We start from the raw sequence: 25,957 nt of genomic DNA on the forward strand, positions 1-25,957 counted from the left end.
TATCCCGGAATACTTACCAGGAAGCCGGAAAAATGGCGGGCGCACGGGCCTTCCCACCGTTTTTCATTACAGCAGACTTGCCACCAGATTGCAGCACTGTGTCAAATTTGCCCTGCCGGGCGCGCAGTTGCCACCGCAGCCCGGCCAGGGCGGGCCGGGCTCGGCCCGTTGCCAGAACGGGCTGGGCTCAGGCGACGCGGACCGCCCGCGGGGGCAGCGCCGCCAGGGGCGCGGGCTGCACCAGGTCGCGGTAATAGTTGGGCAGCGCGAACAGTGCGGGGTGCACTTCGGCGTTGTAGTAGCGCAGGTCGGGCAGGCGGCGCTCGGCCAGGCGCTGGCGCAGCTGGGCGGGGGGCAGCGCCGCCGCATCCAGCGTGTCGGAGGCCACGGCCAGGCCCCAGTAGGCGCCGTACAGGGGGATGTAGAGGCCGTAGCAGCGCACGATGGCAAAGCGCTCGCGCAGGCTGGCCACCAGCCGCGCCACCTGCTCGCCATGGAAGACGGGGCTGCCCAGGTGCAGCACCAGGGCGCCGCCCGGCGCCAGCACGCGCTTCATGCGCGCCAGGGCCTGGTCGGAGTACAGCGCGCTGGCAGGCGTGTCGGGGTCGGTGAGGTCCATGAGCGCGAGATCGAAACGCTCCTCGGTGTGCTCCACCATGGCCATGCCGTCGCCTATGCGCAGCTGCAGGCGCGGGTCATCGAACACGCCCCGGTGCACCTGCTGCAGGTGCGTGCGTGCGGCCTGGACCACGGCCTCGTCCAGCTCGGCCACCACCACCTGCTCCATGGACGGGTGCTTGAGCAGCTCCTCGGCCGCGCCGCCATCACCACCGCCCAGGATCAGCGCCTTGCGCGGCGCCGGGTGGGCCAGGGCAGCGGGGTGGACCAGGGCCTCGTGGTAGAAGAATTCCTCGCGTTCGGAGGTCATGAAGCGCCCGTCCAGGCGCAGCACCTTGCCGAACTGCGGCGTGTGCAGCAGCTCCAGTTCCTGATGGGGCGTCTGCACGGTTTCGCGCCGCGTGGCGCGCCAGCCAAAGCGCGCATGGGGCGTGAGCGCCTCCAGCGCCCAATCGCCTTCATCGGCCGCCGCCTCGTCCTTGGCGCCGGGGCCGATGTCGCCGCGCATGAGCTGCTGGCGCACGACGCGGCCCGGCGCGTAGGCGGCGATCACGCCCTCCATCAGCGCGCGGGCCTTGCCCGAGTTGTCGGCGGAGAAGTTGCAGACGTAGACATCGACGGTGACGCAGCCGGTCTCGGGCCAGGTGTGTATGGCCAGATGCGATTCGGCCAGCAGCACGGTGCCGGTGACGCCGCCGGGCTGGCCCTGGTAGTCCGGGAACTTGACCCAGCGGTCCTCCACCAGGGTCAGGCCGGCCTGCGCGGTCTGTGCGCGGCACAGGGCGGCGATGGCGTCGGCGTCGAGCATGTGGCGCGCGTCGCCCTGGCATTGGTAGAGATCGGCGGTCAGGTGCAGTCCGTGCATGTCGCGTGCTTCCTCCTTGTCTGTGGCCGGATCGCGGCCAGGATGGCAAAGCAGACGACTCTAGCAAAAACATAAATCGCACCGTCAAAGTGCGTTAACCATCGCCAAATCCCATTCTTTTTCCAACAAATTTGGAGGCTGCGCGTCTCAGGCCAGTTCGGTCAGCGCATCGACGAAGCCATCGGCATCGACCTGGCGCACGGGCTGGCCGTGGTTGTAGCCGTAGCTGACCAGCACCACGGGGCAGCCGGCGGCGCGCGCGGCCTGGGCGTCGTTGCTGGAGTCGCCCAGCATCAGCGTGCGCGCGGGGGAGGTGCCCAGGGCCTCGCAGGTCTTGAGCAGGGGCAGGGGGTCGGGCTTCTTGCGCTCGAAGGAGTCCCCGCCGAAGACCTGCTCGAACAGCGGCGCCAGGCCCTTTTGTGCCAGCAGCGGCTGTGCGAAGGACAGCGGCTTGTTGGTCAGGCAGGCCAGCCGCAGGCCGCGCGCGCGCAGGGCCTGCAGGCCTTCGAGCACGCCCGGATAGACCTCGGCGAACTGGCCGTTGAGCTGCAGGTAGTGGTGCTCGTAGCGCTGCCAGGCCTGGCCGTAGATGGCATCCACATCGGCCGCGCCCACATGGGCCAGCACCGAGCGGATCAGGTGCTCCGAGCCCTTGCCCACCATGTTCTCGATGGCCTGCGGGGCGATGGCCGGCAGTTGCAGGTCCGCCAGCATGCGGTTGAGGGCTTCGGCGAAGTCGCCCAGGGTGTTGACCATGGTGCCGTCGAGATCAACGATGGCGGCGTCCAGTTGCGTGGAATCGAGGGGAATGAGGTGCACTTGCACGGCCTTGCAAACGGTTGAAGGATGTCGGGCACCGATCGTAGTGCCTGCGCAAAGCCGTTGGTGACAGCGGAGTCTTGCGGAACTCAGGTCCCGGACTGCAGCGGGTGATCGTGCGTGCCCTGAGCGCCCTGAGCGCCTTGAGCGCCGTGCGTGCCGTGTGTTCCATGCGCCAGCCAGTTTTCCCCGGCCTGCCAGCGCGCGGCCCAGGCGGGCAGCTGGTCGGCGGGCATGGGCCGGGCGATGCCGTAGCCCTGGGCCACGTGGCAGCCCATGTCGCGCAGGCGGCGCGCATGCTTGGGCGTTTCCACGCCTTCGGCCACCGATTCGAGCTGGAAGGTGCTGGCCAGCTGGATGACGCCTTCGACGATGCCCAGGTCGTCCGGGTCGGCCAGCATGTCGCGCACGAAGCTTTGGTCGATCTTGAGCGACTGCACGGGCAGCTTGCGCAGGTAGGTGAGCGAGGAGTAGCCGGTGCCGAAGTCGTCCAGCGCAAAGCGTATGCCCAGCTGCCGGCACTGGCCCATCACCTGGATGGCCTGCTCCATGTCGGCAATGGCGGCGCTTTCCAGGATTTCCAGCTCGATCAGGTGCGGCGGCAGGTCCGGGTGGCGGGCCAGCACCTGGGCCATCTTGGCGTGGAAACCGCCGTCCAGCAGCTGGTTGGCGCTGACGTTGATGCTCACGCACAGGTCCAGGCCCTGGCCGAACCAGCGCGCCGCCTGGGCCACGGCCTCGCCGATGACCCAGTCGCCCAGCGGCCGCTCCAGGTCGCTGCCCGCGATGAAGGGCAGGAACTCGCCCGGCGCGCGCAGGCCCTGGCGCGGGTCGTGCCAGCGCAACAGGGCCTCGGCACCCACCAGCTTGCCGCCGCCCAGCTCCACCTTGGGCTGGTAGTGCAGCAGGAATTCGCCCTTCTCCAGCGCCTGGCGCAGCCAGCCCAGCTGCAGGCGGCGCGCATGGGCCTTGCGGTCGTTTTCCGGATCGAACAGCTGGTAGCGGTTGCGCCCGGCCTGCTTGGCCACGCACATGGCCTGGTCGGCATGGCGCAGCAGCAGGTCGGGGTCAGCCTGGTCGTCGGGGTAGAGGCTGACACCCACGCTGGCGGTCACGGACAGCACCCGGTCCTGCACGGGCACGGGACGGCTGGCCGCCTCCAGCACCCGGTCGAGGATGGTGGAGCAGTGCTCGGCCGAGCCGATGTGCGACAGCAGCAGCACGAACTCGTCGCCGCCGAGCCGGGCCAGCGTGTCCTCGGAGCGCAGCACGCTCTTGAGGTGGGCGGCCACGCCCACCAGCAGCGCATCGCCTGCGGCCGCGCCGTGCAGGTCGTTGATTTCCTTGAAGCCGTCCAGGTCCAGGAAGCACACGGCCAGGGAGCGGCCCTCGCGCGCCGTGCGCAGCATGGCCTGGTTGAGCCGGTCGATCAGCAGGCGGCGGTTGGGCAGGCCGGTGAGCAGGTCGTAGTGGGTGACGCGCTCGAGCTCGGCCTCGTGGGCCTTGATGTGGCTGATGTCGGTGAAGACGCCGATGTAGTGCTCGATCTCGCCACCGGCGCCCTGCGCGGCGGAGATGGACAGCATCTCGGCGAAGATCTCGCCCGTCTTGCGGCGGTTCCAGATCTCGCCGTGCCAGAAGCCGTCGCGCGCGATGCAGGCCCAGATCTGCCGGTAGAACTCCGGCCCGTGCAGGCCCGAGGACAGCACGCGCGGCGTCTTGCCGATCACGTCCTCGGGCGCATAGCCGGTGATGCGGGTGAAGGCCGGATTGACGCGCGTGATGCGCCGCCCCGGATCGACCACCATGATGCCCTGGTGGCTGCTGTCGAACACCACGGCGGCCTGGGCCAGTTCGCGCTCGAAGCGCTTGCGCTCGGTAATGTCCCGGGAGATGCCGAACAGGCCCGCGATGTGGCCTGCGGTATTGCGCACCGGGCCCTTGGTGACCAGGAGGTCCAGCGTCCTGCCCGGCTCCACCGTCAGCTGCTCCTCATGCGTGGCCACCTCCTGGCGCAGCACCGCCTGGTCCTTCCTGCGGATGGCGCTGGCGATGCCGAAGGGAAAGAGCGCGAAGTCATCCTTGCCCACGATGTCCTCGGCCTGGCGGCCCACCAGGCTGGCGGCGGCCCGGTTGACCAGCAGGTAGCGCCCGCGCAGGTCCTTGACGAAGACGGCGTCCGAGGTGCCCGAGATCACCGAGTCGAGCAGTTGCCGCTGCATGTTGGCCTTGCGCAGCGAGCGCTGCAGCGTCTCGGCCAGCACGCTCACGGCCAGGCCGTTGACGGCCACCACGCCCCACTGCGCCCAGTCGCGCACGGCGACGCCGTCGGTCTGGTCCAGGCTGTAGGCGGCAAAGGCCGTGGCCAGCAGGCCCGGCCCCAGGCCGCCGATCAGCGCACTGACCAGCACGGGCAGCATGAACAGCAGCAGCAGCGAGCGTTCACCGAAATGGCTGGCCAGCGTGCTGCTGGCGGCCAGCACGGCCAGGCTCATGGCCAGGGCAAACAGATAGGAGGCCCAGACCGGAAAGCGGCGCGGCCCCATTTCCTGGGCGATGGCGGAGGCGCCGATGCCCTGCCCGGCCGGCACCGAGCACAGCGCGAAAAACAGCAGGAAGTCCGTGGCCAGCACAAAGAACAGCCCTTTGACGACGGAAAGCCAGCCGATATCCGCACTGCCTGCCAATGCGAACAACAGCTTGTCGGACAGAAGGATCCAGCCGAATGCGAACAATCCGTAGCTCACCGTGATCAGTCCGATAAATCGGCGTCTTGCTGATTTGGCCATTTCAGCGTGGCACTCCCTGTGTGTATGGCTGTCCCGAATTATTGCCAATCCCTGCTGGCAATCACGTCGTCATTCACCGAAAACAGGGGCAATAAAACCATTTGCCGCACACTGGCTCATTCATAGAGAAATTGCATCGCAGGTTTTTCGCAATGGATGCAGGAATATCCGTTCTGCCATTTTTCGGGGCTGGCGGCCAACTCATTCCGGGCTTTGGCGGCAGGGCTGCTGCTCGGTGCGGGCAGCCTCGGCATGCAGCCAGGCCAGAAAGGCCGCCACGGCAGGCCGCCGGGCGTTGCGCGCGGGGTAGACGGCAAAGTGGGCCTTGACGCGCAGGGCCCGGTCCACGCCGAAGGGGGCCACCAGCCGGCCGTCGGCAATGTGGCCGCCCGCATTCATGGCGCTTTCCAGCGCCACACCCAGGCCCTGCGTGGCCGCGTCCAGCGACATCTGGGCGCGGTCGAAACGCACGGCAAAGCGCTCTGGCGCGCGCAGCTGCGAGAACGACTGGAACCAGTCCGACCACTGGACGATGCTGACGTTGCTCTGGATCAGCGGCACATGCAGCAACTGCTGCACGCGCTGCAGCCCATGCTCGGCCACGAAGGCGGGGCTGGCCAGCGGCAGGATGTGCTCCTCGAACAGGGGCTCCACCTCCAGCTCCGGCCACTGCGCAATGCCGTAGCGGATGTCGATATCGGCCTGGCCCAGCGCGAAGTCGCTGTGCGAGTGCGCGGCCGACAGGTTCAGCGCAATGTGCGGGCAGGCCCGCGCAAAGTCCCGCAGCCGGGGCATGAGCCAGAGGCTGGCGATGCTGGGCGCGCAGTGCACGTACAGGCTGTTGCTCATGCTGTGGCGCAGGTCCTCGGTGGCCGAGACGATGGCCGCCAGCGCCCCGCCCACCCGCTCCAGGTAGGCCTGCCCCGGGCGGCTCAGGCGCACGCCATGCGCGCTGCGCTCGAACAGGCGCACGCCCAGCTGCGCCTCCAGCTTGGCCACCTGGTGGCTGACGGCCGAGGCCGTCAGGTGCAGCTCGGAGGCCGCCAGCGCGAAGCTGCGCCGGCGCGCCACGGCCTCGAAGGCCTGCAGGTGGGCACTGCTGGGAATGGATGCCATGGCAAGTTCCTCGAAGACGCGGGCAGCTCACGGGCAGACACCGGGGGACACCGGAAGACCCCGGGAGACCCCGTACGTGAGCTGAAGAACCGTCATCTTAGGCTGATGAAACATCGTTTGTCTTCATGCTCGTGACAGCCCAAGATGGCTGCATCCACCACCACTACAGCGGAGACAGGCACATGCTGCTCAAGGACAGGGTCGCCATCATCACCGGCGGCGCAGGGATCAACGGACTCGGTTTTGCCACGGCGCGCCAGATGGCCGCCCAGGGGGCCCGCGTGGCCATCCTCGACCTGGAGCGGGCCGATCCGGCCGGCGCGGCCGCGCGCCTGGGCGACGGGCACCTGGGGCTGGTGGCCGACGTGACGGACAAGCCCTCGTGCGAGGCGGCGGCCGCCGCCGTGCTGCGCGCCTTCGGGCGCATCGACGCGCTGGTCAACAACGCGGGCATCACGCAGGCCGTGGGCACGCTGGAGATCGGCGGGGCCGACTACGACCGCGTGCTCGACGTGAGCCTGCGCGGCACGCTGTACATGTCCCAGGCCGTGCTGCCGGCCATGCGCAGGCAGCAAGCGGGCGCCATCGTCTGCATTTCTTCCGTCTCGGCCCAGCGCGGCGGCGGCATCTTCGGCGGTCCGCACTACTCGGCCGCCAAGGCCGGCGTGCTGGGCCTGGCCCGCGCCATGGCGCGCGAGTTCGGCGGCGATGGCATACGCATCAACTGCGTCACGCCTGGCCTGATCGAGACGGACATCACCCAGGGCAAGCTCGGCCCCGAACGCAAGCGCGAGATCTCCGCCACGATTCCGCTGGCACGCCTGGGCCGCGCCGACGATGTGGCCGGCGCCTGCGTGTTCCTGGCCAGCGACCTGGCTGGCTATTGCACGGGCATCACGCTCGATGTGAACGGCGGGATGCTCATCCACTGACTGCATCACCCGCACCCACCGGCCTGGCCATGGCGCGCATGGCCCCCCAAAAAGCAAAGGAGACAAGACCATGCAGAACAAGCATTTCCAACGCGCTGCCCTGGCCGCAAGGGCCTTGGCAGCCTGCGCCCTGCTGCTGCCGGCACTGGCCGGCGCCCAGGCCGTGAAGCTCACGCTGGGCCACGGCGCGGCCCCCGACAATCCGCGCCACCTGGCCTCGCTGAAATTCGCCGAACTCGTGAAGGCACGCAGCGCGGGCCGTATCGAGGTGCAGGTCGCGCCCTCGGCCCAGCTGGGCGACGACGCGGCCATGGTGACGGCCCTGCGCACGGGCGCGCTGGACCTGTCGGCCAATTCCCAGGGCGCGGTGGCAGCGGCCGTGCCCGAGTACGCGGCCTATGGCATGCCGTTTCTCTTCGCCACGCCGGCCCGTGCCTTCCAGGTGCTGGACGGGCCGCTGGGCCGGGAGCTGGCCGACAAATCGGCCGCCAAGGGCATGGTGGTGCTGGGCTACTGGGACAACGGCATACGCCACATGACCAACAGCAAGCGGCCCCTGCGCAGCGTGGACGATCTCAAGGGCCTGAAGATGCGCACGCCGCCCGACGCGGTGCTGGTGGACATCATCCAGGCCCTGGGCGCCGAGGCCCAGCAGATCAAGTTCGCCGAGCTGTACGTGGCCCTGCAGCAGGGCGTGGTCGATGGTCAGGAGAACCCGCTGGCCAACTTCCACGCCAGCAAGCTGTACGAGGTGCAAAAGCACCTGACGCTGACGGGCCACATGTTCCAGATGACGCCGCTGATCATGGGCAAACGCAGCTGGGACCGGCTGCCGGCCGCCGACCGCACGCTGCTGACCGAGGCCGCGCAGGAGGCCACGGCCTACCAGCGCCAGCTGGCGCGCGAGGCCGACGACAAGCTGCTGGACGACATCCGCGCCAAGGGCGTGGAGGTGAGCACCATCGACGCGCGGGCCTTCGCCCAGGCCACGGCCAGGGTGCAGGACAAATGGCTGGCCAGCCCGGCGGGCCCCTATATCGCCAAGGTCGTCAAGGCCGCAGGCGCGCAGTGAAGTGCAGGGAGCCATCCATGAATCTCATCGAACGCCTGGTCACGGGCCTGTGCCGCGCCGTGCTGTGGACCAGCACCCTGGTGATCTTCGTGATCCTGGTGTGCAACACCGCCCTGCGCTATGCCAGCGGCGCCAGCCTGCAATGGGCCAACGAGGTGCCCGAGCTGCTGTTTCCCTGGCTGGTGATGTCGGGCGTGGTGCTGGCCGCCGCCCATGGTGCCCACATCACCACCAGCTTTCTGGTCGAGGCGCTGCCGGCCCGCGTGCAGCGCGCCACGGCCGTGCTGGGCTGGCTGGCCGTGGCCGCCCTGTACGCCACGCTGGCCTGGTCCACGCTGAACATGCTGGAGATCGTGCATGACGAGCGCAGCCAGATCCTGGGCATTCCCGGCTCGCTGACCTATGGCTGCGTGATGGTGGGCATGGCGCTGCTGGCCTTGCTGGCCCTGCAGTCGGCCTGGCGCGCCTGCGTGGCGGGCGGGGGCCGGGCATCCGCAGGGGCTGCAGATGCGCCCGATGCCGCAAGTGCCGATGCCGAACCCGCGCGGCCCGTGGCCGCCGCGCACTGGTGAAGGGGGCAGGTCCATGTCCTTCATCATGCTTTTCGTCTTCATGGCGGGCGCCGTGATCGCCATGCCCATTGCCCACGCGCTGCTCATGGGCGCCATGGCGGCGGCGGCCACCTCGGACCGCGTGCCGCTGGACCTGCTCGTGCAGCAGATGGTGGCCCAGGTGCAGAGCTTTCCGCTGATCGCCATTCCGTTCTTCATGCTCACCGGCTCGCTGATGATGGGCGGGCGCCTGGGCGAGGCCCTGGTGGGCGTGCTGTCGGCGCTGATAGGGCGCTTTCACGGCGGGCCGGCCCAGGTGGGGGTGATGTCGTCCACGCTGTTCGGCGGGGTGTCGGGCTCGGCCGTGGCCGATGCCTCGGCCATCGGCTCGCTGATGATCCCGTGGCACAGGCGGCTGGGCTATCCGCCCGCGTTCTCGGCGGCCACGCTGGCGGCGGCGGCCACCATCGACATCCTGATCCCGCCGTCGATCCCCATGATCCTGTTCGCGCTCAGCGCCAATGCCTCGATTGCGGCGCTGTTCGTGGCGGGCATCGTGCCGGGGCTGCTGATGTGCGCGGGCTTCATGGGCGTGTGCTGGTGGGTGGGCCGCAGGCGCGGCTTTCCGCGCGACACCACGCCCTTTGCCTGGCCCGCCTTCCGGCGCCACCTGCTGTACGCCAGCCCGGCCCTGCTGCTGCCGGTGCTGATCATCGTGTTCCTGCGCTTCGGCATCGCCACGCCCACCGAGGTGGCCGTGCTGTCCACGCTGTATGCGGGCCTGGTGTCGGCCGCCATCTACCGCGACCTGGGCTGGCGCCGGCTCAACGATGCGGTGGTGCATGCGGGCCTGGCCACGGGCGTGGTGCTGCTGGTGATCATGGCCTCGTCGGCCATCGGCTGGCTGCTGACCTTCGACCGCATGCCCGACGGCATCGTGCAGTGGGTGCAGTCGCATGTGCATTCGGCCTGGCTGGTGATCGTGCTGATGAACCTGCTGATGCTCTTCATCGGCATGTTCATCGACCTGCCGGCCGCCGTGCTGCTGCTCACGCCGGTGTTCGTGCCGCTGGCCCAGAGCATCGGCATGGACATGACCCAGCTGGGAATCATGATGGTCGTGAACCTGGCCCTGGGGCTGTACACGCCGCCCGTGGGCACGACGCTGTTCATCACGAGCTCGCTGGCCCGGGTCAAGGTGGGCCAGACCGTGCGCGAGCTGATTCCCTTCTACCTGGTGGCGCTGGCGGTGCTGGCGCTGGTGTCCTATGTGCCGGCCAGCATCCTGCGCTGAGCCGCGCGCCCTTCCATCCCGAGGAGACGATGCATGAACCAAGAACTGCAACAGCGCCTGGACCGGCTCGCGGCCTGTGCCTGGCGCATACGCCGCCGCGCCCTGCAAATGGGCGAGGTGCAGGGCCAGGGCTACATAGGCCAGGCCCTGGGCTGGGCCGATGTGCTGGCCGTGGCCTATGGCGACGCGCTGCGGCTGCGGCCCGATGAGCCCGGGTGGGAGGGCCGCGACCGCTTCCTGCTCTCGCACGGCCACTACGCCATCGCCTTCTACGCGGCCCTGGCCGAGGCGGGCATCCTGTCCGACGAGGAACTCCAGACCTATGGCAGCGATGACAGCCGCCTGCCCATGTCGGGCATGGCCAGCTATACGCCGGGCATGGAGATTTCGGGCGGCTCGCTGGGCCAGGGCCTGCCGATCGCCGTGGGCATGGCGCTGGCGCTGCGCCACAAGGGCAGCGATGCCTTTGTCTACAACTCCATGTCCGACGGCGAGCTGGACGAGGGCTCGACCTGGGAGGCCGCGCTGTCCGCAGCCCACTACGGCCTGGACCGGCTGATCTGCCTGGTGGACGTGAACAACCAGCAGGCCGATGGCCCGTCCACGCGCATGCTGGGCTTCGAGCCGCTGGCCGACAAATGGGCCGCCTTCGGCTGGCATGTGCAGCGCGTGGACGGCAACGACCTGGCCCAGGTGGTGCAGGCCTTCGACGCGGCTCGGGCGCTGGCCGAGGACCGGCCCCGCGTCATCCTCTGCGACACGCTGATGGGCAAGGGCGTGCCCTTCCTGGAGCAGCGCGAGAAGAACCATTTCATCCGCGTCGATCCGCCCGAGTGGCAGCAGGCCATCGCCATCCTGGACGCATCGCAACCCCTGGAGCCCGCCCTGCCATGAACATGCCTCTTGCCACCCCCAAGCCCCGGCCGACCACCTCGGCCATGATCGCCTCCATCGCCGCCGAGGGCCAGCGCGTGCAGGCCGCGCCCTTCGGCAAGGCCCTGGTGGAGCTGGCCGCCAGCCGGCCCGATGTGGTGGGCATGACGGCCGACCTGGCCAAGTACACCGACCTGCACCTGTTCGCCCAGGCCCACCCCGGGCGCTTCTTCCAGATGGGCATGGCCGAGCAGTTGCTCATGGCCGCCGCCGGCGGCATGGCCAAGGAGGGGCTGACGCCCTTTGCCACCACCTATGCCGTCTTCGGCACGCGCCGGGCCTATGACTTCATCCATCAGGTGATTGCCGAGGAAAACCTGGACGTCAAGATCTGCTGCGCCCTGCCCGGCCTGACCACGGGCTACGGCCCCAGCCACCAGGCCACGGACGACCTGGCCATGATGCGGGCCGTGCCGGGGCTGACCATCGTCGATCCCTGCGATGCGCTGGACATCACCCAGGCCGTGCCCCAGATCGCGGCGCACCGCGGCCCCGTCTACATGCGGCTGCTGCGCGGCAACGTGCCGCTGGTGCTGGACGAGTACGACTACCGTTTCGAACTGGGCAAGGCAAAGATGCTGCGCCAGGGCCGCGAGGTGCTCATCATCTCCAGCGGCTTCATGACCATGCGCGCGCTGGAGGCCGCCCAGCTGCTGGCCGCCGACAACGTGGGCGCCGCCGTGCTGCACTGCGCCACCATCAAGCCGCTGGATGTGCAGGCCATCGTGCAGGCCGTGGCCAGCGGGCCGCGCCTGGTGGTGGTGGCGGAGAACCATTCGGTGGTGGGCGGCCTGGGCGAGGCCGTGGCCGGCGCCCTGCTGGAGCGCGATGTGCGGCCCGCGCGCTTTCGGCTGGCGGGCCTGCCGGACGCCTTCCTCGACGCGGGCGCCCTGCCCACGCTGCATGAGCGCTACGGCATCAGTGCCCAGGCGCTGGCGGGGCGCATCCGGCAGTGGCTGGGCTGAACGCCGGCGTTGTGGCAGCGGGCGCTCCAGAGCAAAGCAGTGCAGATGAGGGCTACTTGGCGGGATCCCCGTCGCGCAACGCCAGCAGGTAGCCCATGCCGCGCACCGTGTGCAGCAGCTTGACCGCATAGGGATCATCGAGCTTGCTGCGCAGCCTGCACACCGCCACATCCACCACGTTGTTCAGCGCATCGACGGGCAGGCTCCAGACCTGCTGCACCAGTTCGGCGCGCGTGACCACATCGCCCTGGCGCTGCAGCAGCAGCCACAGCACGGCGAATTCCTGGCGAGTCAGGTCCAGTCGCCGGCCGGCACGCTCGGCCCGCTTTTTCGACAGGTCCAGCACCAGATCCGCCAATGTCAGGCGCAGGCCCTCCTGGCCGGCAGAGCCTCGCATCCGCAGCCGTGCACGGGCCAGGAACACCGGCAACCTGACGGGTTTGACCAGGTAGTCATCGGCGCCGTTCTGCAGGCAGAACACCTGGTCCTCCAGACTGTCGTTTGCGGTGACCACGATGGTGGGCGTGTCGCCCGCCTGGAGCAGGGTCTGCAGGACCGCACGCCCGCTCTGGCCAGGCAGTTCCAGATCCAGCACGAGCAGGCTGTAGGCGCGGCTCAGTGCCAGGTTGCGGCCCTGCAGACCGTCATGCACGACATCGACGTTGAATCCGTCCTGGCACAGGCCCTGGCACAGGTACTGCGCCGACGGCGGGTGGGCATCCACGATCAGGATCTTCATGTCTTTTCCTTCGCACGCGGGCACAGGCGAGGCTCAGGCCAGCACCTGGCGGAGGATCTGCTGCTGCCGCCTGGCCCATTTCGTGCCAATGCGAATGGCATCGCGCTGCTGTGAGGAGGCAGAAGCGAAGAAGACCGTTTCACTGATCTGCAGGCGGTGAAACAGCCGCCGCATCTGCAGGGATCGGGCCCTCAGCGAGCCTTCCGGCGCCAGGGATTCCCCCTGCTGTGCCGAGAACATGGACGCAGCCTGCTCCAGGCAGCGCTGGGCATCGGGCGTGGTCGCGGGCACGGCACGGGGCTCGCACAGCCGGGCCTTCGCCACCAGGGGGTTGTGGCCCACCACCAGCCCCCAGGGACGCATGGCGGTCGAGGGATTGACCGACAGCGCCTCCAGCTTGGTGAGCCCGAACACGCGCGCCAGGCGCAGGCGCATGGCCAGCAGCGGGGCATCTGGCTGTACCGCCTCGATGGCCGCGAGGGCCTCCTCCTCGTTGTCACCGCCCACGGGCAGCAGCAAGGAACGCAGCAGCAGCCCGGCCAGCACGTCCCCCTTGGCCGCTGCAGCATGCAGCAGGGCCACGCCCTGTTCCATGGGTTCGATGTGCGTGGCATCACGCAGCACCAGTGCACCCAGGCGGCGCTCGGCCTCGGGCAGTCCGTGACGTGCCGCCTTCTCCAGGCAAAAGCGTGCCAGGGTGGGATTGGCCACCGAGCTGCGGTAGTCGGAGCAGATGCGGAACAGGTGCAGCCAGGCGGTGACGATGCCGCCATCGGCAGCGCGCAGCAGCAGGGCTGCGGCCTTGCGCAGGTTCTGCGCATTCACGAGGTTTTCGGGAGCCAGGTGTGCACAGGGCAGCCCCGAAAGCGCCCGTCCAAGCACGTGGCAGGCGCGCACGTCGCCATTGGCAGCGCATCGGTCCAGGCTGGCTTCGATACAGCCCACGGTCAGCCATCCCAGGCCATGGCCCGCCACCTCCGCCTGGTGGACCAGGTCGGCAATCAGCTGCTGCATGACCGGGCCATGAGCGGCATGAGGCAGGTCGCGCAGGAGCTCCAGCATCCGCACGGCGCGGTGCGACTGGCCCATGGCCATGGCCTGCCGGGCCTCGCAGGCCATGACTTCGGCAATGTCCAGCGGCTGTATGGCGCGCAGGATCTGCAACGCCTGCAGCAGCTCGCCGGATGTGTGCGCAGACACGCTGCTTGCCAGATGGCTTGGCAGGGCGGCGCTGCACTTGCCAAGGCACTCCAGCGCCAGATCGAGCTCCCCCCGGATGAGATGCCATGCGGCAAGCTTCTGGCGCCCGACATCCTCATACTCCGCCGCGATCCTCAGGGTCTCCAGCAGCCCGTGCTCCAGCAACTCCCTGAGCGGCAGATGCAAGGCTATGCAGACCGAGGCCTGGCGCCTGGCCTGAGGCAGTGCGGCCTGCAGATACTCCAACCCCACCGGGATGCTCCTGGAAACGCCGGGTCCCCCGGTCAGATACGCCTCCCCGAGCTGAAGCCTGGCGCCCGTGTCCCCTCGCCTGGCCAGCATCCTCAGCTTGACATCCTCGCGCCGCATTTTTCTGTCCCCTCCTATCTTGCGATACCCGCTCTCAGCCGTATCAACAACCCGATACGAATTGATTTTTTCTTCTTTACCGGATTCAACCCCCGGGATGCTATCAATCTCCAGAATCCATCTACCCAACAGAAAAGTGACATTCAAGACATATTGAAGAAAGATAACTGCCATGAATGGAATTGCAATCCATTGGTGTTGGCCGGACGGAACATGTTGAGCCCAAAAAACCTGTGATTGGCTTGCCACCCCCCGTCGATTCTTTTTCAAGGCTCCTGGTGCCGGCCTGTGAATTCTAGTATTTACAACAGCATCCGTTTTTAAATGGATGCGCATGGAATCCAAATTCAATACAAGGACCAGGCATGAAATTCAATCGTATATTGGCGGCCGCACTGCCCGTCATTTCGCTGGCGGCCAGCGCGCAGTCATCCATCACCCTGTTCGGCATCGTTGACGTCAATGGGCGCTACGTGAAGAACAGCGATCTGCCCAGCAACATGACCATGAACAACAGCGGGCTGTCATCGGGCCGGTTTGGCTTTCGCGGCACCGAGGATCTGGGCGGCGGATTGAGGGCCGAGTTCTGGCTGGAGTCAGACCTCTATGCCGACACCGGCACGACAAACGCCAATGGCAAGTTCTTCCAGCGCCGCTCCACGGTGAGCTTGGCGGGCGGCTTCGGTGAGCTGCGCCTGGGCCGCGATTTCACGCCGGCTGCGCAAAATCCCACCAAGTTCGACCCGTTCAACGTGATCGGCCTGGCAAACTCCAACATCATCAGCCGCCTGCCCGGCACCTTCTCGAACTACTACCGCAGCGACAACGCCATCCAGTACTTCACTCCCAAATGGAGCGGTTTCCAGGCAGAAGTGATGTATGCCCTGGACGAAGACCCCGTGAGCAGCGCCGGCCGCCATTTCGGCAGCCGCCTGACCTACGACAACGGCCCTCTGAACCTGGCGCTCACCTATGGCTCGACCGATGTGAACGCTGCGGGCACCAAGCTCAAGCAATACGGCGCAGGCGCCTCCTACGATTTCGGCTTTGCCAAGCTGATGGGGTATTTCCAGCGCGAGGACCTGCCCTATGGCACCTATGGAACCCGCATCGCGGGCTCCGAGGACCGCTGGCAGGTCGGCCTTACCGTGCCCGTGGGGGCGAACTACATCCGCGCCTCCTATGTGCGCACCGATTCGCGCCGTGGGCCGGTTGCCTTCAATGGCAGCGATGCCAACAGGTATGCGATCGGCTATGTGCACAACCTGTCGCGGCGCACGGCGCTGTACGGAACCCTTGCACGCGTGACCAACAAGGGCGGGGCCAATTTCAGCCTCAATGGCGGCACCACCGGATTGGCTGCGGGCGGCAGCTCCACAGGCGCTGAACTCGGCATGCGCCACAGTTTCTGAAGATTTCCACGCATTTGCGGCAATATGGCTGAAATGTCATCCGGCTGCCCGGATATATAGAAGCCGATGACTCTACAGTCTCCGCCATGGACTGAATACAGTTCATGGCGGATTTCATGAATCCGCCCATGTATCCGCCCTATTTCGGAGGCATATTCAATGAAATCCATATTCATATTGGGCACCGCAGCAATCGTCATGGCTGCATTGCCGGCCCATGCGGAACGCTTTGCAAACGGCAAATCCTATTACGGATCGCCCGCGCCTGCGGGCGTCTACCGTACTGTCGATCTATCGCAGAAAGCGCCCATCAATATCGCCTGCGGCGAAACCGTGAATTTCACCAGCCAGGGCCGCACATTCGCGTGGAAGGTCAGCTCCATCCAGCACAACCATGTCCCGGTGGCGCGCTTTGCGCCGCCCGGTTTCGACACGCAGGGCAAGAGCATCTTCGTCATGCCCGGAGAGCATGAGCTGGGCGGCTGAAAGCGCCGTTGGCAACGAAAAGGGCCCGCAATTCGCGGGCCCTTTTTTGCTGGAGACAGGCCGAAGCTCAGGCGGCCAGGGCGCCGCGCATGGCGTCGATCACGGCCTTGTAGTCAGGCTTGCCGAAGATGGCGCTGCCGGCCACGAAGGTGTCGGCACCGGCATCGGCCACGCGGCGGATGTTGGTTTCCTTGATGCCGCCGTCCACTTCCAGGCGGATGTCGCGGCCGCTGGCCTCGATGCGCTTGCGCGCGGCCTCGATCTTGCGCAGCGTGCTGTCGATGAAGCTCTGGCCGCCGAAGCCGGGGTTCACGCTCATCAGCAAGATGAGGTCGATGTCGTCGATGACCCAGTCCAGCACGTCCAGCGGGGCGGCGGGGTTGAACACCAGGCCGGGCTTGGCGCCCTGGGCGCGGATGTTCTGGATGCTGCGGTGCACGTGGGCCGTGGCATCGGGGTGGAAGCTGATGTAGTCGGCGCCGGCCTTGGCGAAGGCCGTGGCCAGTTCGTCCACGGGCGAGACCATCAGGTGCACGTCGATGGGCACGGGCTGGCCGTCGGGCGTCTTCGCATGGGGCTTCAGGGCCTCGCAGATCATGGGACCGAACGTGAGGTTGGGCACGTAGTGGTTGTCCATCACGTCGAAGTGGATCCAGTCGGCGCCGGAGGCGATCACATTCTTGACCTCGTCACCCAGACGGGCGAAGTCGGCAGACAGGATGGAGGGGGCGATGCGGTAGGTGGGGCTCATGGCCTGCGATTGTCGCAGCTAGCCCATGCCGGCACCAGCGACGGCACAAAGCCATGGGCGGCGGCGCGTGGGGACGTTCGCAAGCCGGTACATTGCGGGCAGTTACCATTGCCGCCATGCCCATGAACGAGTTCCAGGTCCAGGTCCGCCCCGCCTTTTTGCCAGAGCAATCCGCTCCAGCGGCGGGCGTATACGCCTTCTCCTACACGATCACCGTGACCAATACCGGCCAGGTGCCGGGCCAGTTGATCGCGCGCCACTGGATCATCACCAACGAACTGGGCCATGTCGAAGAGGTCAAGGGCCTGGGTGTGATCGGCCGCCAGCCGCTGCTGCAGCCCGGCGAGACCTTCGAGTACACCAGCGGCTGCCAGCTGCGCACGCCCAACGGCAGCATGCAGGGCAGCTATCTGTGCATCAGCCACGAGGGCGAAGTCTTCGAGTGCCCCATCCCGCGCTTTCATCTGCAGTCGGGCGCTGGCGGCGACAGCTTTCCAGACCCTGACAACCGCGTGCTGCACTGAGCGCGTTCCTCGGGGGAGGCGCTAGTCTTCCGCCCTGCCGCAAGACCCCTACATGAAGCGAATCACCCAAGACCTGCCCGGCCTTCTGGCCGCACTCGACCCCGAGGCCGACCTCGCCCACCGCCATATCTGGCTGATCCACCTGCTGGAGTGGGTGCGCGCGCCCAAGCCGTCGGTGGACGGCGCCGTGCAGCGTGTGCAGTTGCTGGTGGAGGCCGTGGAGGCCGACCCGGCCGTGCGCCAGCGCCTGCATGCCTGGTGGCTGCGCTTCATCGACACCGTGGACATCACGGCGCTGCTGGCCGATTTCGGCTTTGCGCCGCGCACCAACATGTTCAGCGAGCTGTCCGAGCGCGCACGCTACAAGCTGCTGCCCAGCACGCCGGAGACGGTGGATGCCTCCGAGCTGTTCATGCTGGCCATGCCCGACGAATTCGACGCGCGCTGGCTGCACGCGCTGGAGGCGCCGCTGCTCGAACGCATCGCACTGCTGCTGACCGATGGCAGCGAGGGCCAGGGCAGCAGCTTCTGGCAGAACAGCCTGCTGGGCTCCATCACCTATTGCACGGGGCAGATCCTGTCCACGGGCTTCTCGCCCGAACTGCGCCTGCGCATGGACGAGCAGGCACGCGACGACCAGCCCTTCCACGCCCTGATCCACGACGCAGAGAGCCTGCGCGTGGAGGTGATGCACGCGCTGCGCACCAATGACCGGCGCGATGCGGCCGAGGCCCGGCTGCGCGAGCGCCTGGATGCCTGCCGCGCGGCCGTGACATCGGTCTACACCCATTTCGAGTCCGAAGGGATTTCGGTGGGCCTGGTGTTCCGCCTGCGCCAGCTGCGCGCGCGCATTTTGCGCGTGCGCCGCCTGCTGGACTGCCTGGTGGCCGACAACCGCGCCACCGAGACGGCCGACCTGCTGGCCAACCTGGTGTCCGTGGGCATTGAGCGGCGCAGCCTGCGCGCGCTGCTGTCCACCAACACCTCGCTGCTGGCGGCCAAGGTGGCCGAGCGCAGCGCCGAGACGGGCGAGCACTACATCACGCGCACCGGCCGCGAATACCTGTCCATGGCAACCAAGGCCGCTGGCGGCGGCTTCGTGATGGCCTTCACCACGCTGCTGAAGTTCGCGCTCTACGCGCTGGGGCTGTCGGCGTTCTGGGGTGGGCTGGCGGCGGGCATCAACTACTCCATCAGCTTTGTGCTGATCCAGCTGCTGCACTTCACGGTGGCGACCAAGCAGCCGGCCATGACGGCACCGGCCATGGCCGCCAAGCTCAAGGACCTGCGCGCCAGCGAGGCCATCGAGGAGTTCGTGGACGAGGTCGCCCACCTGGTGCGCTCGCAGGTGGCGGCCGTGCTGGGCAACGTGCTGGTGGTGCTGCCCATGGTGCTGCTGCTGTCGCTGGGCTATGCCCAGCTGTTCGGCCACACGCCCATCGACGGGCCGCATGCGATCGCCGTGCTCGACTCGCTGAGCCTGCTGGGCATGTCGCCGCTGTTCGCGGCCTTCACGGGCGTGCTGCTGTTCGCCAGCAGCCTGATCGCGGGTTGGGCGGAGAACTGGTTCGTGCTGCGCCGGCTGGACTCGGTGATCCGCTACAACCCCGGCATCACGCGCTGGCTGGGCGCCAAGCGCGCCGACCGCTGGGCGCATTTCTGGCGCAAGAACATTTCGGGCTTTGCCGCCAACGTCTCGCTGGGCATGATGCTGGGCCTGGTGCCCGCGTTCGCGGCCTTTTTCGGCCTGGGGCTGGAGGTGCGCCACGTCACGCTGTCGGCAGGCCAGATCGGTGCCGCCATGGCGGCCCTGGGCTGGCAGGTGCTGCACTCCGACATGTTCTGGTGGGCGGTTGCCCTACTGCCGGTCAATGGCGCGTTGAATGTCACTGTCAGCTTTTATCTGGCATTCCGCGTTGCGATGAGGGCACACAATGTCAGCGGAGTCGACCGCTCGCGCATCTATTCGGCCATCCGCCGCCGTCTGCGCACAGCGCCGCTGAGTTTCTTCCGCCCCTGAGCCTGCGGGACCTCGGGAACCACGCGGAACCCACGTGCTGGCGTGCCCGCCCGGCCTTGCAGCCCGGCAGTCACGCCAGTGGATCGCCAACGAAGTGTCCCCGTGCCAAGCGCACGGGACGCGGGCTTGCCCGCGCCGCAGGGAAGGCCCTGCGGAGCTTCGCTTGCGGGCCACTGGCTCGCGCAAAGGACCTCGCTTATGAATGACATGCTGAGCTTCTGGGAACCGTGGCTGCGGCCATCGGCCGGGTTGGCCACGGTGCAATGGTCCCTGCTGCTGGCCGTGGCCACCATGGTGGGTTACGCCTGCCAGCGCCATGCGGCCCTGCCCAAGGTGGTCGGATATTCGCTGGTCGGCGGCATTGCCGGGCTGATCGGCTTTGGCGCCAACACCGCCTGGCCGCTGCAGGGCACGGGATTGTTCCTGCTGGAGCTGGGCGTGGCCATCGTGCTGTTCGAATGCGGCGGGCGCATCACGCTGCGCTGGTTCCGCCACAACCCCATGGTGCTGGTGCAAAGCGTGGCCGAATCCGCGTTGACCTATGTGCTCGTCTCCCTGGTGCTGGGCTGGCTGGGCGTGGCCTCCGAAGTGGCCGGGCCGCTGGCCCTGGTGGCCATGGCGGCCTCGCCCCTGGTGCTGACGCGCGTGGTGGCCGACATGCGTGCCGCAGGCGCCGTGACCGATCGCGGCCTGGTGCTGGCCACCCTGTCCACGCTGTATGCGCTGGCCCTGGGCAGCGCCAAGGCGGGCATGCTGACGCAGCCCAAGGCAGGCTTCGTGGCCTCGATCATGCCGGTGCTGGTGGTGCTGGGCGTCTCGGTGGCCGTGGCCCTGGTGCTGGCCGTGCTGATGCGCCTGGCGCTGCGCTTCATGAGCCCGGCCAGCGAGAACACCTCCATCCTCTTTCTCACCCTGATTTCGGCCAGCGTGCCCGTGGCCTCGTACCTGGGCGGCTCGGCGCCGCTGGCGGCGCTGCTGGGCGGCATCCTGCTCAAGCAGTTCAACCCGCGCCCCTGGGCCTGGCCGCGCCAGCTGGGCACGGCGGCCTCGCTGCTGACCATGCTGATGTTCGTGCTGGTCTCCACCGTGGCCGCACAGGCCGACTGGAGCGCGCCGGTGGCCGGCGTGGTGGGCGCCGTGATCCTGGCACGCCTGGTCGCCAAGACCATGGGCGTGGCCGTGGGCAATGTGGGCACGGGCGCCAACTGGCGCCAGGCCTTCTGGGTGGGCTGCGCCATGGCGCCCATGTCGTCGGTGGCGCTGCTGATTGCATCGCAGTTCGTGGCCGCCGCGCCCGAGCTGGGCGCGCAGATCGCAGGCGTGGCCCTGCCCACCATTTTGGTGATGGAGGTGCTGGGCGCCGCCCTGGCCACCGTGGCCATCTACCGCTCCGGCGAAAGCTCCCGTCCCTGGAAGCCGCTGAGCCGCACGAATACCGCAGGAGATGAACGTGAGTCTTGAAGCCTTCAACTCGTCCGAACCGCTGACCCTGGGCGTGGAGCTGGAACTGCAGCTGGTCAACACCCACGACTACGACCTGGCTCCCTACGCCGAGGACATGCTGCGCCTCATGCTCAAGAACCCGCTGCCCGGCAGCGTGGTGCCCGAGATGACGAACAGCATGATCGAGATCTCCACCAGCGTCTGCCATTCGGCCTCGGAGGTGCTGGGCCAGCTCAGCCAGATCCGCGATGCGCTGGTCAAAAGCGCCGACAAGCTCAACATCGCCGTGGTGGGTGGCGGCACCCACCCCTTCCAGCAGTGGCATGAGCGGCGCATCTACGACAAACCGCGCTTCCAGGAGCTGTCGCAGTTGTACGGCTACCTGTCCAAGCAGTTCACCATCTTCGGCCAGCACGTGCACATCGGCTGCCCCGACGCCGACGCGGCCCTGCTGATGCTGCACCGCATGTCGCGCTACATCCCGCACTTCATTGCGCTGTCGGCCTCCAGCCCCTATGTGCAGGGCCATGACACGGCCTTCGACTCGGCGCGGCTGAACTCGGTGTTCGCCTTTCCGCTGTCGGGCCGCGCGCCCTGCGTGCTGCACTGGAGCGAGTTCGAGCAGTACTTCGACAAGATGACGCGCACGGGCGTGGTCAAGAGCATGAAGGACTTCTACTGGGACATCCGGCCCAAGCCCGAGTTCGGCACCATCGAGATCCGCGTGTTCGACACGCCGCTGACCATCGAGCGCGCAGCCGCCCTGTCCGGCTACGTGCAGGCGCTGGCTGCCTGGTTCATGGACACCCAGCCCTTCACGCCCGTGGAAGACGACTACCTGGTCTACACCTACAACCGCTTCCAGGCCTGCCGCTTCGGCCTGGAGGCCGTGTACGTGGACCCGGCCACGGGCGAGCACATGCCGCTGGCCGACCACATCCTCAAGACCATGGATGCCGTGGCCGACTACGCGGCCCGCCATGGCGCCGCGCCCGCCCTGCATCTGCTGCGCAGCGACGTGGCCGCCGGCAGCAACGATGCCCGCTGGCTGCGCGAACGCCAGCGCAGCGAGCAGCTGCTGGCCGAGGTCTCGCGCCAGGCGGCCATGCGCTTTCGCGGCCAGGCCGTCTGAGGCCTGCGTTCAGCGCAGGCTCAAGGCAGCACCGCCGCCGCACGCGCGGCGGTGATCTGCGCGTCGGCGTCGCGCTGCAGCAGCAGGCGCTGGCGCACCAGGTCCTGGGCCGCAGCCGTGACGGCGCTCACGTAGCCGGCCTGGTCGACATACAGCTCCTCCAGTGAAGGCCGCCCGTCACCGTCCGCCAGCCGCGCCGCGCGCGTCTTGTGGAAGGGGATGAAGCTGCCCGTGAGGTTGGACAGGTCCACGATGCCCGGCGTGGCCACGTAGTTGAACTCCATGCTGGTGCCCAGCGGTGCCCGCGCTTCCACGCTGCGGATGCCTGCGCGCGTGAGGCCGGTGGCCGCATCGACCTGGGGCACGAGGATGGCGTAGTCCTTGCCCGTGGCGCGCGGCGGCTGCAGCGTGGCGATGCCGCTTTCGTCCTGCGGCACGTACTGCGGGCCGAAGTCGAGCAGCGCAAAGCCGTTGTGGCGCGCCAGGTAGCGGAACTCGGGGATGGCGGTCTGCACGCCGCCCACGCTCCAGTTCAGGCCCTTCATGGCGGGAAAGACTAGCTTGTCGGGCCGCACCAGGGTGCCGTCGGCCAGCTTGGGCACCTGGCTGGCCGGCGGCTCGGTGCCGCGCACCACCCAGTCCTCCAGCGCGATGAACAGCGCGCGGAACGTGTCGTTGAAGTGCACCACGGTGCCGGCCGGATAGACATTGCGCGTGGGCGCATAGCCGATGCTGGCCGTGCCGCCTGCGCCGCCATGCTGGGTGCTGGCGTAGTAGTAGATGCGCGCATTGGCGGGCTGGGCGATGTCGCGCAGGCCGTTGGCATCGGTCAGCACGGGCGAGCCCTGCAGCTGCCAGAACTCCGTGCCGGACAGGCCCAGGAAGAACTTGGGGCAGGTGTTGCTGGCTTCGCAGCGCTTCATCACGCCGCCCTGGCGGCCGCTGACCTCGTCGCTGTAGTCCTTGTCCAGGCCACGCGGCGCGGTCTGTCCGAAGGCCGTGTGGTCGGTGCGCAGGCCGCCCCCGCCTCCGGGCACGGCGAAGCGCGTGTTGATGTTGGTCTGGCGCGCGGCCACATGGGCATACATGCCGTCGAAAACCTTGCCGCCATCGAGCGCCTGGTTGAAGCCCAGGTGCAGGAAGGTCTTCATGGCATTGCCCGACTGCGAGGTGCCCTGGCCGATGGTGTGCGTGATGCGCCCGGCCAGCGGATTGGCCTTGCCGTCGGCGTCGGCCGACTTGGCGCGGAAGAAGCTCACCGTATCGCGCAGTGCGGCCAGGCCCACGCCCATGACCTTGGGGTCCTTGGCCACGTAGACCAGCTCGTAGAGGTACTGCGGGTCGAACCCGCCCTTCAGGCAGACGCTGGTGGCCGCAGGCGTGCCGGGGAAGGGATTGGCGGCGGCATCGCAGCTGGCGAACTTCCAGTCGCCCGCAGGCACGGTCTGGCGCGCATCGGTTTCGTTGATGCGGCGCGTGAGCGAGTAGCCGGCCTGGGTGTTGTCCAGGCTGGCGGGCTCGTAGGGGATCATGGTCCCGTTGAACACGCCGCCGGGCAGGGTCATGGAGGGCACGGCGGCGGCCGGGACCAGCTCGGTGCGGTAGCTGCCCGTGATGCTGCTGCCGTCCTTGTTGCGCGCCACGGGCACGGTGACCGTCAGGCGCGCGGGCGTGGACTTGGGCACATCGCCCTGCCAGGCCGAGTACAGCAGCACATAGCCACGCTCCAGGTAGACCGCATCGCCGGGCGCGGCCGTGGGGTTGGGCATGGTCAGGATGTTGCCGCGATTGGGCGCGTCATAGCGCAGCACGCCGCTGGCCTTGGACATGTCCTTGGGCTTGAGCATGACGAAGTCGGTGCTGTACTCGACCATGCCGCGCGCATTGACGGGCGCCAGCGCCAGGTCCTGGATCACGGCGTTCTTCGGGTCGGCCGGGTCCAGCTCGCCGCGCAGCACGCCGGTCACTTTCTCGTAGGCGCCGACACTGCCGTAGCTGCCGGCAAAGTCCTCGGTGGCGCTGATGCTCAGCTGCATGCGCGGCGCCTGCGAACCGGCGGGCGAGTCACTGCCGCCGCAGGCGGTCAGCAGGCCGGATGCGGCCAGGGCAAGGGCCAGTGGATGGGTGGATCTGATGTGCATGTTGTCTCCTTGGGGTCATGGCACAGGCAAGGCTCCGCCCTGGCCGCCGTGCATTGCGGCGGCCTAGGACGGTTCGGATAAAAAGGGAACGGGAGAGCGGGGAACGGGAGAGCGGGGAGCGGCCTACTCGGGCTGGATGCCGGCGGCCTTGATCACCTGGCCCCACTTCTGGGTCTCGCCCGCCTGGAAGGCGGCCAGCTCCTGGGGCGTGGCGGTCCAGCCCTCGGAGCCGGACATCTCGAAGAAGGACTTGGCGCCCGCGCTGTGCACGGCGTCGGACAGAAGGCGGTTGAGCCGGGCCACCACGGCCTCGGGCGTGCCAGCGGGCGCGTAGGCCGCGAACCAGTAGCCCATGTCATAGCCCTTGACGCCGGCTTCCTCCAGCGTGGGCACCTCGGGCAGCTGCGGGCTGCGTTTGGTGGTGGAGTAGCCCAGGGCGCGCAGCTTGCCCGACTTGACCTGGGGCACGCCGGTGGAGGTGTCGGTGATCATCAGGTCGATCTGGCCGCCCAGCAGGTCGGTGATGGCCAGCGGATTGCTCTTGTAGGGCACGTGCATCAGGTCCACGCCGGCCAGCTGCTTGAGCATTTCACCGGCCACGCGGCTGGAGGAGCTGCCGCTGCCGAACGACAGCTTGCCCGGCTGCTTCTTCGCCGCCGCCAGCAGGTCGCCCACGTTCCTGTACGGCGCATCGGCGCGCACCACCAGCACCTGGCCGCCCTTGCCCAGCCCGGCCACGGGCGCGAAGTCCTTGACCGCGTCATAGGGCAGCTTCTTGTACAGATGCTGGTTGGCCGCATGCGTGGTGTTGGTGGTGATCAGCACCGTGTAGCCATCGGCCGCCGAGCGCGCCACCTGCTGGGCCGCGATCATGCCGCTGGCGCCTCCCTTGTTCTCGACCACCACCGCCTGCTTGGTCGCCGTGGTCACGGCCTGGCCCAGCGCCCGTGCCAGCTGGTCGGTGGCGCTGCCGGCCGCAAACGGCACGACGAAGGTGATGGGCTTGGACGGATAGTCCTGCGCCAGGGCCGGTGCTGCGGCGGCTGCCAGCGCGCAGGCGGCCAGCGCGAGCGCATGGCGGCGGGGGAAGTTGTGCGAAAGGTTCATGTCTGTCTCCTTTGTTGTGATGAATGTGTGACGGGCGGGTGCTGCCGGCTACTCCGGCGCCAGGTGGGGCAGCAGCGAAGCCGGTATGTGGACCTGCATCTGCAGCAGCCAGTACGACAGCGCCTTGCCGTGGCTGTCGAGGTTGAGCGCGTCGTTGACGCCGCCGTCCAGCACCGCGTCCAGCACCCAGTTCATGGCCTGCAGGCGCTGCAGCACGAAGCGCTGCACGCGCGCCGGGCGCCGGGCGGCGAAGTGCGCGGCCACGCGCTCTTCGGTGATCTGCTCCACCAGCACGGGCCAGCAGGCGGCATTCCAGGCGATGAGGCTGATGTTGGAGCGGTTGCCCTTGTCCCCCGTGCGCCCGTGCGCCAGGCGGTACAACGGCACGGTGACGGGCATCGTGGTCTGCAGTGTGTTCATGCGGCGTGCTCCCCGGCTTCTTTCCCGGCCTCTTTCTCGACCCCTTTATCGATCTCTTCCTCGGCCCACTTCCACCCGGTGGCGACGCTCTGCTGCGCCAGCAGGCAGGACACCGTGCCCAGCCGCGCGCGCAGCGCCGTGCGCACGCCGCCGCCGCCGGCCGGCCCGCAGGTGTACAGCGCGTTGACCTCGCGCGGCAGGCGCCGCGCCTGGGCCTGCGTGGGGCGCAGCCAGGCGGCGCGCAGGCGCACGTCCTGGG

22 protein-coding genes and 1 pseudogene are annotated in these 25,957 nt (G+C 68.1%); 12 read left to right on the forward strand and 11 right to left on the reverse strand.

Translation table 11 applies throughout. The annotated features are described in order from the left end of the window. Nucleotides 1-187: 187 nt before the first annotated feature. From speE to IB269_RS15130, 4 genes are all read right to left on the reverse strand, one after another. Nucleotides 188-1,483, reverse strand: a complete 1,296-nt coding sequence (gene speE / locus IB269_RS15115; RefSeq protein ID WP_065347164.1) for a polyamine aminopropyltransferase — start codon at nucleotides 1,481-1,483, stop codon at nucleotides 188-190. A gap of 147 nt (nucleotides 1,484-1,630) precedes the next feature. Beyond that, nucleotides 1,631-2,302, reverse strand: a complete 672-nt coding sequence (locus IB269_RS15120; protein WP_404826771.1) for a phosphoglycolate phosphatase — start codon at nucleotides 2,300-2,302, stop codon at nucleotides 1,631-1,633. Nucleotides 2,303-2,391: 89 nt separating this feature from the next. Continuing rightward, nucleotides 2,392-5,049, reverse strand: coding sequence for a putative bifunctional diguanylate cyclase/phosphodiesterase (locus IB269_RS15125; RefSeq protein WP_318652158.1), 2,658 nt, complete (start codon nucleotides 5,047-5,049; stop codon nucleotides 2,392-2,394). Between the two features lie 243 nt (nucleotides 5,050-5,292). Beyond that, nucleotides 5,293-6,207, reverse strand: coding sequence for a LysR substrate-binding domain-containing protein (locus IB269_RS15130; RefSeq protein ID WP_043820098.1), 915 nt, complete (start codon nucleotides 6,205-6,207; stop codon nucleotides 5,293-5,295). A 182-nt stretch (nucleotides 6,208-6,389) separates the two neighbouring features. Between IB269_RS15130 and IB269_RS15135 the strand changes: the two genes are divergently transcribed. The 6 genes from IB269_RS15135 to IB269_RS15160 all read left to right on the forward strand — a co-directional run bounded on the left by IB269_RS15135 (nucleotide 6,390) and on the right by IB269_RS15160 (nucleotide 11,954). Further along, nucleotides 6,390-7,139, forward strand: coding sequence for an SDR family NAD(P)-dependent oxidoreductase (locus IB269_RS15135; protein WP_013804706.1), 750 nt, complete (start codon nucleotides 6,390-6,392; stop codon nucleotides 7,137-7,139). A 70-nt stretch (nucleotides 7,140-7,209) separates the two neighbouring features. Continuing rightward, entirely contained in the window at nucleotides 7,210-8,211 is a 1,002-nt protein-coding gene (locus IB269_RS15140; protein WP_192367513.1) for a TRAP transporter substrate-binding protein, read from the forward strand. A gap of 17 nt (nucleotides 8,212-8,228) precedes the next feature. Further along, nucleotides 8,229-8,783: a TRAP transporter small permease gene (locus tag IB269_RS15145; protein WP_192367514.1), complete on the forward strand. Its 555-nt coding sequence runs from the start codon at nucleotides 8,229-8,231 to the stop codon at nucleotides 8,781-8,783. Nucleotides 8,784-8,796: 13 nt separating this feature from the next. Next, the gene (locus IB269_RS15150; protein ID WP_017406354.1) at nucleotides 8,797-10,056 is read left to right on the forward strand and encodes a TRAP transporter large permease; all 1,260 of its coding nucleotides are present in this window, start codon (nucleotides 8,797-8,799) and stop codon (nucleotides 10,054-10,056) included. 33 nt (nucleotides 10,057-10,089) lie between these two features. Further along, entirely contained in the window at nucleotides 10,090-10,950 is an 861-nt protein-coding gene (locus IB269_RS15155; protein ID WP_192367515.1) for a transketolase, read from the forward strand. Next, nucleotides 10,947-11,954, forward strand: coding sequence for a transketolase family protein (locus IB269_RS15160; RefSeq protein ID WP_043820089.1), 1,008 nt, complete (start codon nucleotides 10,947-10,949; stop codon nucleotides 11,952-11,954). Before IB269_RS15155 ends, IB269_RS15160 begins: the two co-directional genes overlap by 4 nt. A gap of 52 nt (nucleotides 11,955-12,006) precedes the next feature. On the opposite strand, the gene IB269_RS15165 is transcribed toward IB269_RS15160, so the two are convergent. Both IB269_RS15165 and IB269_RS15170 read right to left on the reverse strand, forming a co-directional pair. Continuing rightward, nucleotides 12,007-12,693: a winged helix-turn-helix domain-containing protein gene (locus IB269_RS15165; protein ID WP_180318378.1), complete on the reverse strand. Its 687-nt coding sequence runs from the start codon at nucleotides 12,691-12,693 to the stop codon at nucleotides 12,007-12,009. A 33-nt stretch (nucleotides 12,694-12,726) separates the two neighbouring features. After that, complete coding sequence (locus IB269_RS15170; protein ID WP_318652159.1) at nucleotides 12,727-14,145, reverse strand: hypothetical protein; 1,419 nt, start codon at nucleotides 14,143-14,145, stop codon at nucleotides 12,727-12,729. Nucleotides 14,146-14,627: 482 nt separating this feature from the next. On the opposite strand from IB269_RS15170, the gene IB269_RS15175 reads away from it, so the two are divergent. Together IB269_RS15175 and IB269_RS15180 are read left to right on the forward strand one after the other, a co-directional pair. Beyond that, nucleotides 14,628-15,674 (forward strand): porin, encoded by a 1,047-nt coding sequence (locus IB269_RS15175; protein WP_013804713.1) that lies wholly within the window; start codon nucleotides 14,628-14,630, stop codon nucleotides 15,672-15,674. 198 nt (nucleotides 15,675-15,872) lie between these two features. Then, a complete protein-coding gene (locus IB269_RS15180) occupies nucleotides 15,873-16,160 on the forward strand; it encodes a CzcE family metal-binding protein (RefSeq protein ID WP_224986389.1) in 288 nt (95 codons plus the stop codon). Between the two features lie 67 nt (nucleotides 16,161-16,227). On the opposite strand, the gene rpe is transcribed toward IB269_RS15180, so the two are convergent. Next, nucleotides 16,228-16,911: a ribulose-phosphate 3-epimerase gene (gene rpe, locus IB269_RS15185; protein WP_012202654.1), complete on the reverse strand. Its 684-nt coding sequence runs from the start codon at nucleotides 16,909-16,911 to the stop codon at nucleotides 16,228-16,230. Between the two features lie 116 nt (nucleotides 16,912-17,027). On the opposite strand from rpe, the gene apaG reads away from it, so the two are divergent. From apaG to IB269_RS15205, 4 genes are all read left to right on the forward strand, one after another. Next, nucleotides 17,028-17,435: a Co2+/Mg2+ efflux protein ApaG gene (gene apaG / locus IB269_RS15190; protein ID WP_034367895.1), complete on the forward strand. Its 408-nt coding sequence runs from the start codon at nucleotides 17,028-17,030 to the stop codon at nucleotides 17,433-17,435. A gap of 52 nt (nucleotides 17,436-17,487) precedes the next feature. Beyond that, nucleotides 17,488-19,455: a site-specific recombinase gene (locus IB269_RS15195; RefSeq protein ID WP_012202652.1), complete on the forward strand. Its 1,968-nt coding sequence runs from the start codon at nucleotides 17,488-17,490 to the stop codon at nucleotides 19,453-19,455. A gap of 198 nt (nucleotides 19,456-19,653) precedes the next feature. Continuing rightward, complete coding sequence (locus tag IB269_RS15200) at nucleotides 19,654-20,916, forward strand: cation:proton antiporter (RefSeq protein WP_192367517.1); 1,263 nt, start codon at nucleotides 19,654-19,656, stop codon at nucleotides 20,914-20,916. Next, nucleotides 20,906-22,030 (forward strand): YbdK family carboxylate-amine ligase, encoded by a 1,125-nt coding sequence (locus IB269_RS15205; protein ID WP_013804717.1) that lies wholly within the window; start codon nucleotides 20,906-20,908, stop codon nucleotides 22,028-22,030. The genes IB269_RS15200 and IB269_RS15205 overlap by 11 nt, the downstream gene beginning before the upstream one ends. A 20-nt stretch (nucleotides 22,031-22,050) precedes the next feature. Here the strand turns inward: IB269_RS15205 and IB269_RS15210 are convergent, their stop codons facing one another. From IB269_RS15210 to IB269_RS15225, 4 genes and pseudogenes are all read right to left on the reverse strand, one after another. Further along, nucleotides 22,051-24,171 (reverse strand): alpha/beta hydrolase domain-containing protein, encoded by a 2,121-nt coding sequence (locus tag IB269_RS15210; RefSeq protein WP_192367518.1) that lies wholly within the window; start codon nucleotides 24,169-24,171, stop codon nucleotides 22,051-22,053. A gap of 123 nt (nucleotides 24,172-24,294) precedes the next feature. Then, on the reverse strand, nucleotides 24,295-25,278 hold the full coding sequence (locus IB269_RS15215) for a Bug family tripartite tricarboxylate transporter substrate binding protein (protein ID WP_192367519.1): 984 nt from the start codon (nucleotides 25,276-25,278) through the stop codon (nucleotides 24,295-24,297). A gap of 48 nt (nucleotides 25,279-25,326) precedes the next feature. After that, complete coding sequence (locus IB269_RS15220) at nucleotides 25,327-25,698, reverse strand: hypothetical protein (protein WP_016450609.1); 372 nt, start codon at nucleotides 25,696-25,698, stop codon at nucleotides 25,327-25,329. Further along, a pseudogene (locus IB269_RS15225) lies at nucleotides 25,695-25,957 on the reverse strand (hypothetical protein); the annotation flags it as partial. The pseudogene IB269_RS15225 and the gene IB269_RS15220, both read right to left, overlap by 4 nt.

Origin of the sequence: Delftia sp. DLF01 (assembly GCF_014852125.1) — a bacterium.
Lineage (GTDB): Bacteria > Pseudomonadota > Gammaproteobacteria > Burkholderiales > Burkholderiaceae_C > Comamonas > Comamonas acidovorans.

What these genes read in the sequence shown, in the direction of transcription:
- IB269_RS15200 (WP_192367517.1), top strand. Translation starts at nt 19,654, where the DNA reads ATGAATGACATGCTGAGCTTCTGGGAACCGTGGCTGCGGCCATCGGCC.
- IB269_RS15180 (WP_224986389.1), top strand. Translation starts at nt 15,873, where the DNA reads ATGGCTGCATTGCCGGCCCATGCGGAACGCTTTGCAAACGGCAAATCC.
- IB269_RS15140 (WP_192367513.1), top strand. Translation starts at nt 7,210, where the DNA reads ATGCAGAACAAGCATTTCCAACGCGCTGCCCTGGCCGCAAGGGCCTTG.
- IB269_RS15150 (WP_017406354.1), top strand. Translation starts at nt 8,797, where the DNA reads ATGTCCTTCATCATGCTTTTCGTCTTCATGGCGGGCGCCGTGATCGCC.
- IB269_RS15220 (WP_016450609.1), bottom strand. Translation starts at nt 25,698, where the DNA reads ATGAACACACTGCAGACCACGATGCCCGTCACCGTGCCGTTGTACCGC.
- IB269_RS15145 (WP_192367514.1), top strand. Translation starts at nt 8,229, where the DNA reads ATGAATCTCATCGAACGCCTGGTCACGGGCCTGTGCCGCGCCGTGCTG.
- IB269_RS15210 (WP_192367518.1), bottom strand. Translation starts at nt 24,171, where the DNA reads ATGCACATCAGATCCACCCATCCACTGGCCCTTGCCCTGGCCGCATCC.
- IB269_RS15160 (WP_043820089.1), top strand. Translation starts at nt 10,947, where the DNA reads ATGAACATGCCTCTTGCCACCCCCAAGCCCCGGCCGACCACCTCGGCC.
- IB269_RS15135 (WP_013804706.1), top strand. Translation starts at nt 6,390, where the DNA reads ATGCTGCTCAAGGACAGGGTCGCCATCATCACCGGCGGCGCAGGGATC.
- apaG (WP_034367895.1), top strand. Translation starts at nt 17,028, where the DNA reads ATGCCCATGAACGAGTTCCAGGTCCAGGTCCGCCCCGCCTTTTTGCCA.
- speE (WP_065347164.1), bottom strand. Translation starts at nt 1,483, where the DNA reads ATGCACGGACTGCACCTGACCGCCGATCTCTACCAATGCCAGGGCGAC.
- IB269_RS15175 (WP_013804713.1), top strand. Translation starts at nt 14,628, where the DNA reads ATGAAATTCAATCGTATATTGGCGGCCGCACTGCCCGTCATTTCGCTG.
- IB269_RS15130 (WP_043820098.1), bottom strand. Translation starts at nt 6,207, where the DNA reads ATGGCATCCATTCCCAGCAGTGCCCACCTGCAGGCCTTCGAGGCCGTG.
- IB269_RS15155 (WP_192367515.1), top strand. Translation starts at nt 10,090, where the DNA reads ATGAACCAAGAACTGCAACAGCGCCTGGACCGGCTCGCGGCCTGTGCC.
- rpe (WP_012202654.1), bottom strand. Translation starts at nt 16,911, where the DNA reads ATGAGCCCCACCTACCGCATCGCCCCCTCCATCCTGTCTGCCGACTTC.
- IB269_RS15215 (WP_192367519.1), bottom strand. Translation starts at nt 25,278, where the DNA reads ATGAACCTTTCGCACAACTTCCCCCGCCGCCATGCGCTCGCGCTGGCC.
- IB269_RS15165 (WP_180318378.1), bottom strand. Translation starts at nt 12,693, where the DNA reads ATGAAGATCCTGATCGTGGATGCCCACCCGCCGTCGGCGCAGTACCTG.
- IB269_RS15195 (WP_012202652.1), top strand. Translation starts at nt 17,488, where the DNA reads ATGAAGCGAATCACCCAAGACCTGCCCGGCCTTCTGGCCGCACTCGAC.